This window comes from Gordonia sp. 135 (assembly GCF_009720185.1).
Lineage (GTDB): Bacteria > Actinomycetota > Actinomycetes > Mycobacteriales > Mycobacteriaceae > Gordonia > Gordonia alkanivorans.
The window spans coordinates 2,325,076-2,341,460 of sequence record NZ_CP046257.1 but is presented as its reverse complement, the minus strand read 5'-3'; the positions used below and the strand labels follow the sequence as shown (position 1 = coordinate 2,341,460).

Genomic DNA, 16,385 nt, shown 5'->3' with positions numbered 1-16,385 from the left:
CTCGGTCAGCCGGCGGTGTTCGCGCGTGCCGAATGGAACTTCACCGGTTCGCCCAGGCTGTTGAGGAGGACCTCCCGCAGCTGATCCGGAATCGGCGTCGGCCGGCCCACCGCCGGGTCGACGACCACCAGCGTCGTCTCCGCCGTCGCGCAGAGGACGCCCTCCTTGTCGAACAGGCGCAGCGCCATCGTGAACGACGATCGACCGACCCGCCCGATGCACGAACGCACGGTCACGGGGTGGGTCGAGTAGTGGACGGGTGCGGAGAACTCGATGTCCTGGCGTGCCACGAGGAAGGAGAAGTTCCGCGGCCCGTCGGGAATCCACTCGTGGAAGGAACGCACACGCGCCTCCTCGAAGAGGCGGGAGATCTGCACGTTGTTGATGTGATTGTTGATGTCCATGTCGCCCCATCGGAGATGGACGGGGATCTCGAGGACATAGTCCGGTGCAGATCGTTCAGAGGCCACGGCAGCAACCATAACGGCGGGACACGCCCGCTGCGTACTGCGGTACCGACCGTGTCGAGACCGTAGACTCGCCTCCGGGGAAACGGCAGAGATGCGCAGGCAGGCAGTCGCCGCCCGCGTCTCCGCCACGGTGCGTCCGCGCGATTCGCGGGCTCAAGTCGGGCAGTGAGGGGCCTCGGGTGAACATCGACACGGCACGGGCACGTCTGCGCCCGGTGTCTGCGATGGACATCGACGACCTCGTCCACCTCGACAGCGATCCCGAGGTCATGCGTTTCGTCAGCGGCGGCACCCCGACCCCCCGGGCGGTCATCGAGGACTGGGTGGTGCCCCGGGCCGAGTCCGAGCGCCGGATGTACGGGACCGGCACCTGGGTGCTCTGCGATCCCGCCACCGACGCATTCCTCGGCTGGGCGTCGCTGCGTACTCCGCGTCACAGCCGACGCCCCGAACTCGAACTCAGCTACCGCATCCGCCGGACGGTCTGGGGACGCGGCCTGGCCACCGAGGCCGCATTCGCCCTGATGGCATTCGCCTTCGACCATCTCGACACCGAACGCGTCTTCGCCGGCACCGTCGCGGGCAACATGCCCTCGCGGCGCGTCATGGAGAAACTCGGCATGACGCTGTCGGGAATCCACGTGGGCGAGGAAACCGTTGGAGCAGGCATGCCCACGCATCCGCTCCATCTCGGTCCCGACCGGTACGAGGTCGAGTACCAGATCCTCAAGACCGAGTGGCAGCGACGATCTCTGCGCTGGTCATCGGCCAGCGATCTGACAGCCTGACCCCTGTGGCGACACCGTCCGCACGGCCGTGACCGCGCTCAGGGCGTCGCGCCACGCCGTCCTGGTCGCGCCCGGTCGCGCATCATTGACTACCGTTGTGGGCAAGTACGGTTTTGCCTCGATCCCCGTCACGTGGTTCGGCCACGTCACGACACGAATCCACACGGTACCGAAGCACAAACCGTCCCCCATCGAGCGAGAAGGAGATGTCTGGAGATGAGCAGCCCCGCCGTCCAGGCCCCCGCTGTAGCGGCCACCGACCGCAGGAAAGTGGTCATCATCGGCTCCGGCTTCGGCGGATTGTTCGCCGCCCAGCGTCTGGCGAAGGCCGACGTCGACGTGACGCTGATCGCCAAGACCACCCACCATCTCTTCCAGCCGATGCTCTACCAGGTTGCGACGGGCATCGTCGCCGAGGGTGAGATCGCCCCGGCGACCCGCGTCGTCCTGCGCAAGCAGAAGAACACCTCGGTACTCATGGGCGACGTCTTCGACATCGACCTCGAGGCCAAGACGGTCTCCTCGCGACTCCTCGAGCGCATCACGGTCACGCCGTACGACGACCTGATCGTCGCGGCCGGCGCCGATCAGTCGTACTTCGGCAACGACCACTTCGCCGAGTACGCGCCGGGTATGAAGACCATCGACCACGCCCTCGAACTGCGCGGCCGTATCCTCGGCGCCTTCGAGCAGGCCGAGCTGTCCCACGACCCCGCCGAGCGCGCCAAGCTGCTCACCTTCGTGGTCGTCGGTGCGGGACCGACCGGTGTCGAGCTCGCCGGCCAGATCGCCGAGATGAGCGACAAGACCCTCAAGGGCGCGTTCCGCAACATCGATCCGACCGAGGCGCGGGTCATCCTCCTCGACGCCGCCCCGGCAGTGCTGCCGCCGTTCGGGCCGAAGCTCGGCGGCAAGGCCGCAGCCCGCCTGGAGAAGATGGGCGTGGAGATCCAGCTCAACGCGATGGTCGTCGACGTCGACTACGACGGCCTGGTCGTCAAGGAGAAGGACGGCACCACCCGTCGCATCGAGTCGCAGTGCAAGGTGTGGTCGGCCGGTGTGCAGGCCAGCCCGCTCGGCCAGCAGCTCGCCGAACAGTCCGGCGTCGAACTCGACCGCGCCGGCCGCGTGAAGGTCGGACCGGATCTGACGATCCCGGGTCACCCCGAGGTCTTCGTCGTCGGCGACATGATGGCCGTCGACGGCGTGCCCGGTGTCGCGCAGGGCGCCATCCAGGGCGGCCGCTACGCCGCGGACGCGATCAAGGCCGAGCTGAAGGGCCAGACGCCGGACCAGCGCAAGCCGTTCAGCTACTGGGACAAGGGTTCGATGGCCACCATCTCGCGGTACTCCGCGGTGATGCAGGTTCCGGTCCCGGGCTTCAAGAAGCCCTTCGAGACCGAGGGCTACTTCGCGTGGCTCGGCTGGCTCGCGCTGCACCTCGTGTACCTCGTCGGGTTCCGCAACCGACTGAACACACTGATCAACTGGTTCTTCGCCTTCACCACCCGAGGCCGTTCACAGCTCGCCGTCACCGAACAGCAGGTGTACGCGCGCACCGCGATCGGACAGTTGTCGGCGCTGGAGAAGCAGGCCGCAGAAGGCAACGGCGGCGGACCCGACGCCGAGGCCGCCGAGACCGACTCCGGAACGGTCGACTCGAAGGCCACCGACGCCTCGGGATCGGTACCGACAGAAGGCAAGGACGCTGTGGGCAAGCAGTCCGAAGCGGCCAGCTGACGCCGAGACCGGCAGACCCGCAACAGCGCTGGTTCCCTATCCGCTGGGGACCAGCGCTGTTGCGTCGAGGGCATCGGTGAGGCGGCGAGTGGCCGTCACCGACGAGCCGAGCGCACTGGTGAGGGTCGCTTCGCCGACCAGCCGTAGGCGGGCCGCGAACTCGCTCGGGTGCACGTCCTCGGCGCGATCGTCCGGATAGCGGAAGACACTGCTCATCGCACGATGGCCGATCGCGGCGGCCGGTGTCGACGCGCCCAGCGCCACGCGATGTGCCAGCCACACCTCTCCGCCGACCGTCACCCGTAGACCTCCGGTCCAGGCGCCGGTGCGGTCGCGCTCGATCCGGTCGAGATCCGTGGTGGTCGCCCCGTCTATCTGCACGGATCGGCCGATCTGGACGTGTTCGTACAGATCGAGGACCGCGGACGGATCGAGGGCGGCGACGATGTCCGAGGTGTGGATCGCGCCGCCGGCGACCACCGTCGGTTGCGGATCGAGGCGCAGGCGGCCACCCGCACCCACCTCGATCTCCCATCTCACCCGGGAGTCCAGGCGGTCTCGTGCGGGCAGGGCGATCGTGGCGGCGACACTGCCGACGCTCAGATGCGCTCCGGGCTCCACGCGAATGCGGACCACGATCTCGTCACCACCCAGCGGTGTGGCCGCGGTGCCGATCAGCTGGGCGTGGCCGGGTGAGGTCACCCGGACGGCGAGACCACCCGTCGCGCGGTGCCGCACACCGCGGTCGGCGGTCGCAACGATCTCGACGTCGGTGCGCATCGCTACCTGGCCGTCACGGGCGCGGCGAGCTGCTCGCGCACCCAGGCCAGCACATCGGTCGCCGCCGGATCGTCGGTCAGCGAGATCATCGCCGTCGGACGCCCCTCGCGAACCTTGTCGGCATCGCGACGCATGACCCCGAGGTCGGCGTTGACGCGCTCGGCGAGATCGGTCTTGTTGATCACCAGCAGATCCGAGAAGGTGACGCCCGGACCGCCCTTGCGCGGGACCTTGTCGCCGCCGGCCACGTCGATCACGAAGATCTGGACGTCGATGAGGCCCGTCGAGAACGTCGCGGTGAGGTTGTCACCACCGGACTCGACCAGAATGAGGTCGAGCGGCGGGTTCGCCTCGACGAGGTCGTCGATGGCATCGAGGTTCGCGGTGATGTCGTCGCGGATCGCGGTGTGCGGGCATCCGCCGGTCTGCACGGCGGTGATCCGCTCGTCGGGCAGAACCGCGTTGCGGCGGAGGAAGTCCGCATCCTCGGTGGTGTAGATGTCGTTGGTCAGCACGGCCACCGACAGCTCGTCGCGCAGCTGGCGGCAGAGTGCCGCGACGAGGGCGGTCTTGCCGGACCCGACGGGACCGCCGACGCCGATGCGCAGCGCCTCACCGGGTTCACGCTTCCGGCGGGGCCGGTCGTGGTCGTGGCTGTGGGGCTGCCCGTCGATGAGATGCGGGGGCATCGTTGACTCCTCTTGGTCGGACCCACAAGTCAGGTACCTGCGGGTAGTTCAGGACATGAAGAGCGGCATCGGTTGCCGCTCATGACGTTCGGCGAAGATGTCGAGGACCGGGTCCGACGTATCGGCGAGGCCCACCGCCGCCTCGGCCGCGACGCGTTCACATTCGGCGCCGAGATCGGCGATCATGATCGACACATCCGCCGGGTCCAGGGCGAGCAGGCGCTGGCCGGCGGTCGCCGACCCGCTCATCGTCGTGTACACGAGGACCAGTGCGGTGTGGAATCCGGACAGCGACGACGCCGCGCCGATCGATCCGCTGATCACCGGCAGATGTGTCGTCGGCCGATGCGCCGACCAGTCGTGGTCGGGGAACATCCGGCGCGCGAGCCGGACCATCCCGCGACCCTGCGCGAGCGAGGCCTTCCGGGCCGCGGCCGACGGGGTGCGGGCGTCCATCTCTCGTTGCGCCGCGCCGACTTCGATCACGCCGTCGGCGACCGCGGCGGCGACCGATGCCGCGACGAGACCGCTCGTCGTCACGCGGCGGTACAGGAAGTCGGCGAGATCGGCTGCCGTACGGATGAATCCGTCGGCAATCGCCTGCTCGACACCACCGGAGTGCACGTGCCCGCCGACCGGCAGCCGGGAGTCCGCCAGCGACAACATCATCGCCAACGGGGCGGGCGCGGGCGAGGACGGCGGCGGTTCCGGACGGTCGGACATCAGAACAGGAAATACCGCTGTGCCATCGGGAGTTCGGACACCGGTTCGGCATCCCACACCTCGCCGTCGACCTTCACCGTGAACGTGTCGGGGTCGACCTCGATCGTCGGGCACGCGTCGTTGTTCACCATGTCGGCCTTGCCGACGCCTCGGGTGTTCTTGACCGGGACCAGACGACGATCGACGCCGATCCGTTCGGCGAGGTCGGGGTCCGCGCCGGGGGCGACGAAACTCACCGATGTCGCGGCCGCCAGTTTCGGTGCGGCACCGAACATCGGGCGAGGCAGGACCGGTTGCGGGGTGGGGATCGACGCGTTCGCGTCGCCCATCGCGGCCCACGCGATCGCGCCGCCCTTGATCACCAGATCGGGCCGGACGCCGAAGAATGCCGGATCCCAGAGGACCAGGTCGGCCAGCTTGCCGACCTCGACTGACCCGATCTCGTCGTCGAAGCCGTGCGCGACGGCCGGGCAGATCGTGTACTTGGCGATGTACCGCCGGGCCCGGTTGTTGTCGGCGCGACCGTCACCAGGAAGCGCACCGCGCTTGCGCTTCATGACGTGTGCGGTCTGCCAGGTGCGCAGGACCACCTCGCCGATGCGTCCCATCGCCTGCGAGTCCGAGCCGATCATCGAGATCGCACCGAGGTCGTGGAGCAGGTCCTCGGCGGCGATGGTCGACGGCCGGATCCGGCTCTCCGCGAAGGCCAGGTCCTCCGGCACCGTCGGGTTGAGGTGGTGGCACACCATCAGCATGTCGAGGTGTTCGTCGAGGGTGTTCACGGTGTGCGGTCGCGTCGGATTCGTCGACGACGGAAGCACATTGGGATATGCCGCGACCGTGATGATGTCGGGCGCGTGGCCGCCGCCGGCACCTTCGGTGTGGTACGCGTGGATGCTGCGGCCGGCGATCGCGCCGAGCGTGCTCTCCACGAAGCCCGCCTCGTTCAGGGTGTCGGAGTGGAGTGCGACCTGCACCCCGGTCTCGTCGGCGACCCGCAGGCACGCGTCGATCGCGGCGGGGGTGCTCCCCCAGTCCTCGTGCAACTTGAAACCCGAAGCGCCCGCGCGGATCTGCTCGTGCATGGCCGCGGCGCTGACCGTGTTGCCCTTGCCCAGCAGGGCGATGTTCATCGGCCAGTGGTCGGTCGCGGCGAGGATCGACGCGAGGTGCCAGGCGCCCGGCGTGACGGTGGTCGCCTTGCTGCCCTCGGCCGGACCGGTACCGCCGCCGATCAGCGTCGTGATGCCGTTGCCGAGTGCCTCGTCCATGATCTGCGGGCAGATGAAGTGCACGTGGCAGTCGATGGCGCCGGCGGTGACGATCTTGCCGTTGCCGGCGATGATCTCGGTCGACGGTCCGATGACGAGGTCGGGGTGGATGCCGTCCATCGTGTCGGGGTTGCCGGCCTTGCCCATCGCGACGATGCGTCCGCCGCGGATTCCCAGGTCCGCCTTGATGATTCCCCAGTGATCGAGAATGACGACGCCGGTGATGATCGTGTCGGGCGCCCCGTCGGCGCGGGTCGCCCGGCTCTGGCCCATCGACTCACGGATCACCTTGCCGCCGCCGAAGACCGCCTCCTCGCCCGCACGGCCGGGTCCGCCCGAGAGGTCGTCGGTGACCTCGATGAGCAAATCGGTGTCGGCGAGTCGGATCCGGTCGCCGGTCGTCGGACCGAAGAGCTGCGCGTAGCGGTCGCGTCCGAGTGTCGCCATGTCACTTGCTCCCGTCGGCGTCGGTCGTGCGCGCCGGCGAGCCCACCGGCCCGCATTCACCCGGCGGATCCATCGAGATCCCGTACACCTCACGGGTTCCCCCGAGCGGGACGAGACCCACGGTCATCTCGATCCCCGGCTCGAACCGCACGGCGGTGCCGGCCGGGATGTCGAGGCGCCGTCCGTGCGCGAGCGCGCGATCGAAGTCGAGGGCGGCGTTGGACTGAGGGAAGTGGACGTGGCTGCCGACCTGCACCGGGCGATCACCGGAGTTGACGACGCTCAACTCGACCACGTCCGCGCCGGCGTTCAACTCGATCGTGCCCTCGGCGGGGATCACCTCGCCCGGGACGAGCGAGGAGCGTGTGGCAGTGGGTGGCGTAGCCGACATCTCGGCCTCTCTTCGACAGCTGGAGATCGGTTGGCGGAGCGGAGTTCAGGCGATCGGGTCGTGGACGGTCACCAGCTTGGTGCCGTCCGGGAACGTCGCCTCGACCTGGACGTCGTGCAGCATCTCGGGCACGCCGTCCATCACGTCGTCGCGTCCGAGCACCTCACGACCGGAGGTCATGAGCTCGGCCACCGACCTACCGTCGCGGGCCCCCTCCAGAACATGATCGGTGATGAGCGCGACCGCCTCGGGGTGATTGAGCTTCAGGCCGCGCGCCTGCCGCCGTCGCGCGAGCTCGGCCGCATACGAGATCAACAGCCGTTCTTGTTCATGCGGCGACAGTCGCACCGAGTTCGCTCCTCGCAGATGGCCGACCGGGTGGTCGTCGTTGATGGCAGTGGAGACATCCTGCCACGCCGAGGAGGCCTCGGCTCGCCGACGGCCACCGGGTTCGCCGGTGATCGCGAGATCAGTACTCCGGCGGTGAGACCGTGACCGCTCGGACCGGGATTCGCGAGACGAGCTCCGACCGGTTACCGGGCTTCGATGTTCTGGAGTCGCACCTGGGTCCTGGCGAGCAGCGTGCCATCCTGATCAACCATGTCGACGGCCCACAGCTGCTGACGCCGACCGCGGTGGATCGGCGTCGACGTCGCGGTGACCGTGCCGGCGCTGACGGACTTGAGGAAGTCGGTGTTGTTGTTGACGCCGACCGCGTGACCGCCGATGCCGGTCTCCTGCAGCCAGATGAATCCGCTCATGCTCGCCACGCTCTCACCGATCGCGCAGTAGACGCCGCCGTGGACGATCCCGAACGGCTGATGGTGACTCTCGGTGATCTCCATGGTGGCGACGATCCGATCCGGACCCGCCTCGACGACCTCGAGTCCGAGCACGCCGTCGAGTCCCTTGCCGAAGGAGTTCCGGAGGATCTCGTCCGCACTGTTCGCAGTCATGGCGTCAACATTGGCACGGCCGTCCGGCGTTCGCGATACCGACCCGGGAACACCGATGCCGGCCCCGGCGTTGTCTGTCCAGTGAAAGCGGAAGGCCCCGCACCTCGATGAGATGCGGGGCCCTCCGTGACGTGAACCGGGGGTCTCTGCAGCCCTCAGGACTCTCGCGCGGTCCGACGTGACACTTAATGTAGGCTAGCCTTACCAACGTGTCAAGGGCTCGGGCGTAAGGCCACGTGAAAGGCGAAATCGCCTCCGCGGACGCGACAACCAGATGAAGACGTGAGCCGAGGGCGCACAACGGAAGGCACAGCAGTAAAATGCGAAAGATGAATGGGCTAGGCGACCTCGAGCGCGCGGTGATGGACACGTTGTGGGCGGGCTCCGAACCGAAGACCGTCCGGCAGGTGCATGCCGAACTGTCCCAGGATCGATCCCTCGCCTACACGACGGTCATGACCGTTCTGCAGCGTCTCGCGAAGAAGAACCTGGTGACACAGATCCGCGACGACCGCGCACACAAGTACGTCCCCACCCACCCCCGCGAGGACCTGGTCGCGAGTCTGATGGTCGACGCACTCAGCGAGGCCGACGCGCCCGGATCGCGGCACGCAGCCCTCGTCTCGTTCGTCGGACGGGTCGGTGCCGACGAAGCCGCGGCGCTCCGCCACGCTCTCGATGAACTCGAAGCCGCCCGAGGAACCCGCGACACCGGTTAGATTCGCGGCACAACCCCCAACAGCCCACCCCTGAGGAAGCCCACCGGATGACCGCCCTGCTCTTCGGCATCGTCAGCCTGGTGCTCGCCGGACCCGTACCCGAGGCATTATCTCGGGCGCAGTGGCCGATCCGAGCGCCACGCGCGGCGATGACGCTGTGGCAGGCCATCGCACTCGCCGCCGTGTTGTCGGCGTTCAGCTGTGGCCTGGCGATCGCCGCCAACCTCCTGGTGATCGGGGCCGACGGCACGCCGACGACGCATCCGCTCCGCGAGATCGACCGCCTCGGCCTCCCCCTGTGGCTGACCTGCGTGGGCGTCTTCATCCTCACCCTGCTGGTCGGCGCCCGCCTCTTCTACACGACCATCCGCGTCGGACTGCGCACCCGCGCCCGTCGCAAGGCCCACCGCCAGCTGATCGACATCCTCGATCGCTGCGACCGGACCGACGCCGATGACCCCCTCTACGCCCGCGACGTCCGCATGATCGACGTCGAGCAGCCGCTCGCCTACTGCCTCCCCGGTCTGCGCCAGCGCGTCGTCGTCAGCGAGGGTGTCGTCCACCGACTGACGCGCGACGAGCTCATCGCCGTCATCGCCCACGAACGCGCACATCTACGGGCCCGACACGACCTCGTGCTCGAGGCCTTCATCGCGCTGCACGAGGCCTTCCCGCGGTTCGTCCGTTCCAGGTCCGCTCTCGGCGCCGCCGAACTGCTCGTCGAAGCGCTCGCCGACGACCAGGCCGTCCGAGCCACCGCACCGACGACCCTCGGCCGCGCGCTCGTCGCCTGCGCCGACGCGGTGGCCCCCCGCGGTGCGATGGCGGTCGGCGGGCCGACCACGCTCACCCGCGTCCACCGCCTGCGCGACGACCGCCCCGCCCACTGGATCGCGGTCGGCGCCTACGCGACTGCCGCTGTCATCCTGGTGCTGCCGACCCTCGCGGTCGCGATCCCCTGGCTCACCGAGCTCAACCGCCTGATGTCGGCTTTCTGAGTCCGCCAACCCCCGACCGGTTGAACACCTTCCGCGCGCGGCCCGAATGGTGAGGCAGATCGCCGGATCGGATCGTGAGGCAATAGGCTGTCGGACATGAACAACGTCGAGGCATCGTCACCGTCCGGGAAAGCTCAGATCGGCGTCACCGGTCTGGCCGTCATGGGTTCGAACATCGCGCGTAACTTCGCCCGCAACGGGTACACGGTCGCGCTGCACAACCGCAGCATCGCCAAGACCGACGCACTGCTCGAGAACCACGGCAGCGACGGCAATTTCATCCGCACCGAGACGGTCGCGGAGTTCGTCGCCGCACTCGAGCGCCCGCGCCGCGTGCTGATCATGGTCAAGGCCGGCGACGCCACCGACGCGGTGATCAACGAGCTCGCCGACGCGATGGAGCCCGGCGACATCATCATCGACGGCGGTAACGCCCTCTACACCGACACCATCCGCCGCGAGGCGGCGATGTCGGCGCGTGGACTGAACTTCGTCGGCGCCGGCATCTCCGGTGGTGAGGAAGGCGCCCTCAACGGCCCCTCGATCATGCCCGGCGGACCCGCCGAGTCGTACAAATCACTCGGCCCGCTGCTCGAGTCGATCGCCGCCCAGGTCGACGGCGAACCCTGCTGCACCCACATCGGTCCCGACGGCAGCGGCCACTTCGTCAAGATGGTCCACAACGGCATCGAGTACGCCGACATGCAGCTCATCGGCGAGGCCTACGACCTGATGCGCAAGGCCCTCGACATGCCCGTCGCCGAGATCGCCGACGTCTTCCGCGAGTGGAACGGGACCGAACTCGAGAGCTACCTCATCGAGATCACCGCCGACGTGCTCAGCCAGGTCGACGCCGAGACCGGCAAGCCGCTCGTCGACGTCATCGTCGACGCCGCCGGCCAGAAGGGCACCGGCCGCTGGACCGTGAAGTCCGCGCTCGACCTGGGCATCCCGACCACCGGCATCGCCGAGGCCGTCTTCGCCCGCGCCCTGTCCAGCGCCACCGACCAGCGCGTCGCCGCCCGCGGCCTGTCGTCGGGCAACCTCGGGGACGCGCCCACCGACAAGGCGCAGTTCATCGCCGACATCAAGACCGCGCTGTATGCCTCCAAGGTCGTCGCCTACGCCCAGGGCTTCGACCAGATCGCCGCCGGCAGCGCCGAATACGGTTGGAACGTCGACCGCGGATCGCTTGCCACCATCTGGCGCGGCGGCTGCATCATCCGCGCGCAGTTCCTCAACCGCATCCGCGAGGCCTACGCCGACGATCCCGAGCTGCCCAGCCTGCTCCTCGCCCCCTACTTCCGCGAAGCGGTCGAGGTCGGCATCGACAGCTGGCGCCGCGTCGTCGCCACCGCCACCCTGCTCGGCATCCCGGTGCCGGCCTTCGCCTCGTCGCTGTCGTACTACGACGCCCTGCGCGCCGAGCGCCTGCCGGCCGCCCTCACCCAGGGCCTGCGCGACTTCTTCGGCGCCCACACCTACAAGCGCGTGGACAAGGAAGGCACCTTCCACACGCTGTGGAGCGGCGACCGCTCGGAAGTGACCGAATAGGAGCCTGCGAGAACCGGTGCGATTCATCGAAGGCCATCGGCCGACCCACGACCTGACCTACGACGATGTCTTCATCGTCCCCAACAGGTCTGATGTCAGTTCGCGATTCGATGTCGACCTGTCGACCTCGGACGGCAGCGGGACCACCATCCCGATCGTCGTGGCGAACATGACGGCGGTCGCGGGCAAGCGCATGGCCGAGACGGTCGCGCGCCGCGGCGGACTCGTGGTCCTCCCGCAGGATCTTCCCATCGAGGCCGTCGCGTCGTCGATCGCGTTCGTGAAATCGCGCCACCTCGTGGCCGACACCCCGGTCACGCTCACCCCGTCGGATTCGGTGTCCGATGCGGTCGCGTTGATCCCCAAGCGATCCCACGGCGTCGCGGTCGTCGCCGAGGACGGACGCCCGGTGGGTGTCGTCACCGAGAAGCGGTGCCGCGACGTCGACCGCTTCGCCCGGGTCCGCGAGGTCCTCGACCCCGACATCGTCACCCTGCCCGTCGACACCCCGCCCCGCGAGGTGTTCGACGCGCTCGGCGACCTCCACCTCGGCGTCGCCGTGCTCGTCGACGCCGACGGCAAGCTGGCGGGTCTCCTGAACCGCGTGGGCGCGCTGCGCCACGCGATCTACGAACCGAACGTCGACGCGTCCGGCAAGCTGCGGATCGCCGCGGCCGTCGGGATCAACGGCGACGTGGTCGGCAAGGCCCGCGCGCTCGTCGCGGCCGGTGCCGATGTGCTCGTCATGGACACCGCGCACGGGCATCAGGAGAAGATGCTGACCGCACTGAAGTCGGTCGCCGATGCGGGACTCGGTGTCCCGATCGCGGCGGGCAACGTGGTCTCCGCGGAGGGCACCCTCGACCTCATCGCCGCCGGCGCGTCGATCATCAAGGTCGGCGTCGGCCCGGGCGCGATGTGCACCACCCGGATGATGACCGGCGTGGGTCGGCCGCAGTTCTCCGCGGTGGCCGAATGTGCCGGGGTCGCAGCGAGTCACGGTGCGTCGGTGTGGGCCGACGGCGGTGTCCGTCATCCGCGCGACATCGCCCTGGCGCTGGCGGCCGGTGCGTCGAACGTGATGGTGGGCTCGTGGTTCGCGGGCACCCACGAATCACCCGGCGATCTCCTCGAGGACGAGCAGGGCCCGTACAAGGTGAGTTTCGGTATGGCGTCGAAGCGGGCGGTGGCCGCGCGGTCGACCGGCGACAGCCCGTACGACCGTGCCCGCAAGAGTCTCTTCGAGGAGGGCATCTCGTCGTCCCGGATCCGGCTCGATCCCGATCGTCCCGGCGTCGAGGACCTCATCGACCACATCTGTTCCGGGATTCGCAGCACCGCAACCTATACGGGGGCCAGGAACCTGCGGGAACTGCACGACAAGGTCGTCCTCGGAGTCCAGTCGCCCGCCGGTTTCGCCGAAGGGCGTCCCCTGCCGGGCGGGTGGTGACGTGGAGATCCTGCTTCTCGTCGCCAGCCTGATCGGCTTCATCGCCCTCACGCTGGGCACGGCGCTGTTCGTCGCTGCCGAGTTCTCGTTGACCGCCTTGGAACGCTCGACGATCTCGGCGGACGTGGCCAAGCGCGGGGACCGGCGCGCACGGCTGGTGCAGCGCGCGCATTCGACGCTGTCGTTCCAGTTGTCCGGCGCCCAGCTCGGCATCACGATCACCACGCTGATCACCGGCTACATCGCCGAACCCGTCCTCGCCCGCATCATCAAGCCGCCGCTGGAAGCGGCCGGGGTGAGTCCCTCGGTCGCCTCGGCGACGTCGCTGATCCTCGCTCTCGTCATCGCCACGTCGCTGTCGATGGTCCTGGGTGAGCTGATCCCGAAGAATCTCGCGATCGCCAAGTCGCTGGCCGTCGCCCGTGCCACATCGGGTCCGATGACGGCGTTCTCCGCGGTCTTCCGCTGGGCGATCAACGGACTCAACGGCACCGCGAACTGGATCGTCCGCCGGTTGGGCATCGAACCGACCGACGAGCTCGCCTCGGCCCGCTCACCGCAGGAACTCGTGTCGCTGGTCCGCAACTCGGCCCGGCGCGGCGCGCTCGACGAGCAGACCGCCACGCTGGTGGACCGTTCGCTGCGCTTCGGTGAGCTGACCGCCGAGGATCTGATGACGCCGCGAGTCACCATCGACACCCTCGACCGCGAGGACACCGTCCGCGATCTCGTGATGGCGTCGTCGCGCACCGGGCACTCGCGTTTCCCCGTCGTCGTCGACGGTGACCTCGACGACCTCGTCGGCGTGGTCCACATCAAGCAGGCGTTCACCATCCCGCCCGAGCGTCAGGCCACCACGCGCGTCACCTCGATCGCACGCAGCGTGCCGCGCGTCCCCGCCAGCCTCGACGGCGACGCTCTGATGCAACGCATCCGCGCCGACGGCATGGAGCTGTGCGTCGTCATCGACGAATACGGCGGGACCGCGGGCATCGTCACCACCGAGGACCTCATCGAGGAGATCCTCGGCGACGTCACCGACGAACACGACGACGAGCGCGCCGACGTCGCGATCGACGGCAACGGCTATCTCTGTGCGGGGCTGCTGCGCATCGACGAGCTCTACGACGCGACCGGCTATCACGCCCCCGACGGTCCGTACGACACGCTCGGCGGCCTGATCATGTACTGCCTCGGACGCATTCCCACGGTCGACGACGTCGTCGACCTGCCCCGCCGCTCCCCGGTCGGCGACGGCGACGACGACTCGCCCGAGATGCCCGAAGCCCGCGACGACATCACCTGGCGGGCCACCGTCGCCCAGATGGACGGCCGACGCATCGACGTCGTCGCATTGCGACCGGCCCCCGCCGGCGACTCCCTCGGCGACGAGCCACGAGACACGGAGGCCGGAGATGGGTGACCTCTGGGCTGTCGTCCTCGCCTTCGCACTGCTGGGCGGCAACGCCTTCTTCGTCGGCGCCGAGTTCTCGCTGATCTCGGCGCGCCGCGACCGGCTCGAGGCGTTGGCCGAGAGCGGCAAGAGTCGTGCACGAACCGTCATCAAGGCCGGTGAGAACCTGTCGCTGATGCTGGCCGGCGCCCAGCTGGGCATCACGATCTGTTCGATCCTGCTCGGCCGCGTCGGCGAACCCGCGGTCGCGCACCTCATCGAGAAACCGCTGGAACTCGCGCACGTGCCGCACGCGCTGCTGCACCCGATCTCGTTCGCCATCGCGTTGTCGCTGGTGGTGGTGCTGCACATCCTGCTGGGTGAGATGGTGCCGAAGAACATCGCCCTCGCGGGACCCGAGTCGGCGGCGATGCTGCTGGTCCCGGTGCACCTGATGTTCATCCGCCTGGTGCGTCCGCTCATCTCCTTCTACAACTGGCTCGCCAACATCTCGCTGCGCCTGATGCGCGTGGAACCGAAGGACGAACTCGAGTCCACGGTGTCGCTGGGCGAGCTGGCGCAGATGCTCGGCGAGTCCAAGCAGGAAGGTCTCATCGATGCCGAGGAACACGAGCGCCTCACCCGCGCTCTGCAGTCCATCGGCCGCACCGTCGCCGAGGTGATGATCCCCCTCGAGAAGATGCGCAGCGTCAAGGTCCAGGTGTCGGCGACCGGCGGGATCGGCCCGACACTCGGCGCCGTCGAGAAGGCCGTCAGCGAGACCGGGTTCTCCCGCTTCCCGGTCCGCGGATCCGACGGCACGTTCACCGGTTACCTGCATCTGAAGGACGTCCTCGACGAGATCCTCGACGAGCACATCGGCCCGGACACCATCATCGGTGTCGACAAGATCCGCCCGCTGCCGGTCATCGCGTCCAACACACCCCTCGACGAGGCGACCACCGTGCTGCGCCGCACCAGCTCGCACCTGGGCGCCGTCGTTGACGACAACGGCCGCACGATCGGCATCGTCCCGCTCGCCGACCTCGTCGAGGAGTTCGTCGGCAACGTCCGGGACGAGACCCACCGGGTGTGACGACCGTGACCGCGCACGTGGAAGAGCAGACCGTGTTGACGGGCCGCGAGTGGCGGGCCCGGCGCGACGAGCATCAGGGACGCGTCGACGCGCTCATCGGTCCGTACCTGGAGGCGCGCCGCAAGGGCGGCAAGCATCCCGTCGTCGACTTCCTGTTCACCTACTACTCGTCGCGGCCGTCCCATGTGCTGCGCTGGCATCCGGGCTTCGGCGTGCGTCTCGAGGACGCCGACGAGTTCCTGCCCCTGCGCGGCTACGAACGTGCCGACTCCGGTGTGCACGTGGGCATCGACTACGTCCGACGCCGCCGCGACGCACTGCAGGCCACGGTGGATCTGCTCGACGCCACCGCCGCGCGTCCGGCCCGGCTGGGCTGCTTCGGGCTCCACGAGTGGGCCATGGTCTACCGCACCGACGAGACCCGGCACGACATCCCCTTGCGTCTGGGTGCCGCCGGCACCGACCGGGTCGTCGAACAGATGCCGTTGCGCTGCACGCACTTCGACGCGTACCGCTTCTTCACCGAGCCGGCGCGGCCGCGCAACGAGAACGAGCTGAACCGTGCGTCGCAGATCGACCACGAACAGCCGGGGTGCCTGCACGCGACCATGGACCTCTACCGGCACTGCTTCACCCTGGCGCCGCTGTTGCCCGCCGACCTCACCGTCGACTGCTTCGAACTGGCGCTGCGCGCTCGTGACCTCGACATGCGTGCGAGTCCGTACGACCTGCGCCACCTGGGATATGAGCCGGTCCCGATCGAGACCCCCGCCGGACGAGCCGAATACGTCCGGGAACAATCGGCCATCGCCGACGCCGGAACACAACTCCGCGCGGAGGTGTTGGGGCGGTGTACGCACCTGGCCGAGATCGCTCGCCACGCCTAAACAGGACGCCTGTACGGTTCAGCGTTACCGGCT

General features: G+C 68.7%; 17 protein-coding genes. 9 read left to right on the top strand and 8 right to left on the bottom strand.

Translation table 11 applies throughout. The features are described from left to right. Nucleotides 1–5: 5 nt before the first annotated feature. Nucleotides 6–482: an acyl-CoA thioesterase gene (locus GKZ92_RS10520; protein WP_006360927.1), complete on the bottom strand. Its 477-nt coding sequence runs from the start codon at nt 480–482 to the stop codon at nt 6–8. A gap of 167 nt (nt 483–649) precedes the next feature. Here GKZ92_RS10520 and GKZ92_RS10515 point away from each other — a divergent pair, with 167 nt between their 5' ends. Together GKZ92_RS10515 and GKZ92_RS10510 are read left to right on the top strand one after the other, a co-directional pair. Further along, nucleotides 650–1,258 carry a GNAT family N-acetyltransferase gene (locus GKZ92_RS10515; RefSeq protein WP_006360926.1) on the top strand — a complete coding sequence of 203 codons (609 nt, stop codon included), beginning with the start codon at nt 650–652 and terminating at the stop codon, nt 1,256–1,258. Nucleotides 1,259–1,474: 216 nt separating this feature from the next. Beyond that, a complete protein-coding gene (locus GKZ92_RS10510) occupies nt 1,475–2,998 on the top strand; it encodes an NAD(P)/FAD-dependent oxidoreductase (RefSeq protein ID WP_155225235.1) in 1,524 nt (507 codons plus the stop codon). Between the two features lie 36 nt (nt 2,999–3,034). On the opposite strand, the gene GKZ92_RS10505 is transcribed toward GKZ92_RS10510, so the two are convergent. The 7 genes from GKZ92_RS10505 to GKZ92_RS10475 form a co-directional block, all read right to left on the bottom strand. Beyond that, nucleotides 3,035–3,778: an urease accessory protein UreD gene (locus tag GKZ92_RS10505; RefSeq protein WP_155225234.1), complete on the bottom strand. Its 744-nt coding sequence runs from the start codon at nt 3,776–3,778 to the stop codon at nt 3,035–3,037. A 2-nt stretch (nt 3,779–3,780) separates the two neighbouring features. Continuing rightward, nucleotides 3,781–4,467 (bottom strand): urease accessory protein UreG, encoded by a 687-nt coding sequence (gene ureG, locus GKZ92_RS10500; RefSeq protein WP_006360923.1) that lies wholly within the window; start codon nt 4,465–4,467, stop codon nt 3,781–3,783. Nucleotides 4,468–4,515: 48 nt separating this feature from the next. Beyond that, nucleotides 4,516–5,190 carry an urease accessory protein UreF gene (locus GKZ92_RS10495; protein ID WP_040004408.1) on the bottom strand — a complete coding sequence of 225 codons (675 nt, stop codon included), beginning with the start codon at nt 5,188–5,190 and terminating at the stop codon, nt 4,516–4,518. After that, a complete protein-coding gene (locus GKZ92_RS10490; RefSeq protein ID WP_006360921.1) occupies nt 5,190–6,908 on the bottom strand; it encodes an urease subunit alpha in 1,719 nt (572 codons plus the stop codon). The genes GKZ92_RS10495 and GKZ92_RS10490 overlap by 1 nt, the downstream gene beginning before the upstream one ends. Nucleotide 6,909: 1 nt before the next feature. Continuing rightward, the gene (locus GKZ92_RS10485) at nt 6,910–7,299 is read right to left on the bottom strand and encodes an urease subunit beta (protein WP_006360920.1); all 390 of its coding nucleotides are present in this window, start codon (nt 7,297–7,299) and stop codon (nt 6,910–6,912) included. Nucleotides 7,300–7,344: 45 nt separating this feature from the next. Next, nucleotides 7,345–7,647: an urease subunit gamma gene (locus GKZ92_RS10480; protein ID WP_006360919.1), complete on the bottom strand. Its 303-nt coding sequence runs from the start codon at nt 7,645–7,647 to the stop codon at nt 7,345–7,347. Between the two features lie 185 nt (nt 7,648–7,832). Continuing rightward, the gene (locus GKZ92_RS10475; protein WP_006360918.1) at nt 7,833–8,255 is read right to left on the bottom strand and encodes a PaaI family thioesterase; all 423 of its coding nucleotides are present in this window, start codon (nt 8,253–8,255) and stop codon (nt 7,833–7,835) included. A 320-nt stretch (nt 8,256–8,575) separates the two neighbouring features. Between GKZ92_RS10475 and GKZ92_RS10470 the strand changes: the two genes are divergently transcribed. From GKZ92_RS10470 to GKZ92_RS10440, 7 genes are all read left to right on the top strand, one after another. After that, on the top strand, nt 8,576–8,974 hold the full coding sequence (locus GKZ92_RS10470) for a BlaI/MecI/CopY family transcriptional regulator (RefSeq protein WP_006360917.1): 399 nt from the start codon (nt 8,576–8,578) through the stop codon (nt 8,972–8,974). Between the two features lie 47 nt (nt 8,975–9,021). Then, nucleotides 9,022–9,972, top strand: coding sequence for a M56 family metallopeptidase (locus tag GKZ92_RS10465; RefSeq protein WP_006360916.1), 951 nt, complete (start codon nt 9,022–9,024; stop codon nt 9,970–9,972). 96 nt (nt 9,973–10,068) lie between these two features. Continuing rightward, nucleotides 10,069–11,526: an NADP-dependent phosphogluconate dehydrogenase gene (gene gndA, locus GKZ92_RS10460; RefSeq protein ID WP_006360915.1), complete on the top strand. Its 1,458-nt coding sequence runs from the start codon at nt 10,069–10,071 to the stop codon at nt 11,524–11,526. A gap of 16 nt (nt 11,527–11,542) precedes the next feature. Then, nucleotides 11,543–12,976, top strand: a complete 1,434-nt coding sequence (locus GKZ92_RS10455; protein ID WP_006360914.1) for a GuaB1 family IMP dehydrogenase-related protein — start codon at nt 11,543–11,545, stop codon at nt 12,974–12,976. Between the two features lies 1 nt (nt 12,977). After that, nucleotides 12,978–14,399, top strand: a complete 1,422-nt coding sequence (locus GKZ92_RS10450) for a hemolysin family protein (protein ID WP_006360913.1) — start codon at nt 12,978–12,980, stop codon at nt 14,397–14,399. Next, nucleotides 14,392–15,465, top strand: a complete 1,074-nt coding sequence (locus GKZ92_RS10445; protein ID WP_006360912.1) for a hemolysin family protein — start codon at nt 14,392–14,394, stop codon at nt 15,463–15,465. Before GKZ92_RS10450 ends, GKZ92_RS10445 begins: the two co-directional genes overlap by 8 nt. Further along, a complete protein-coding gene (locus tag GKZ92_RS10440) occupies nt 15,462–16,352 on the top strand; it encodes a hypothetical protein (RefSeq protein WP_006360911.1) in 891 nt (296 codons plus the stop codon). Before GKZ92_RS10445 ends, GKZ92_RS10440 begins: the two co-directional genes overlap by 4 nt. Nucleotides 16,353–16,385 lie beyond the last annotated feature (33 nt).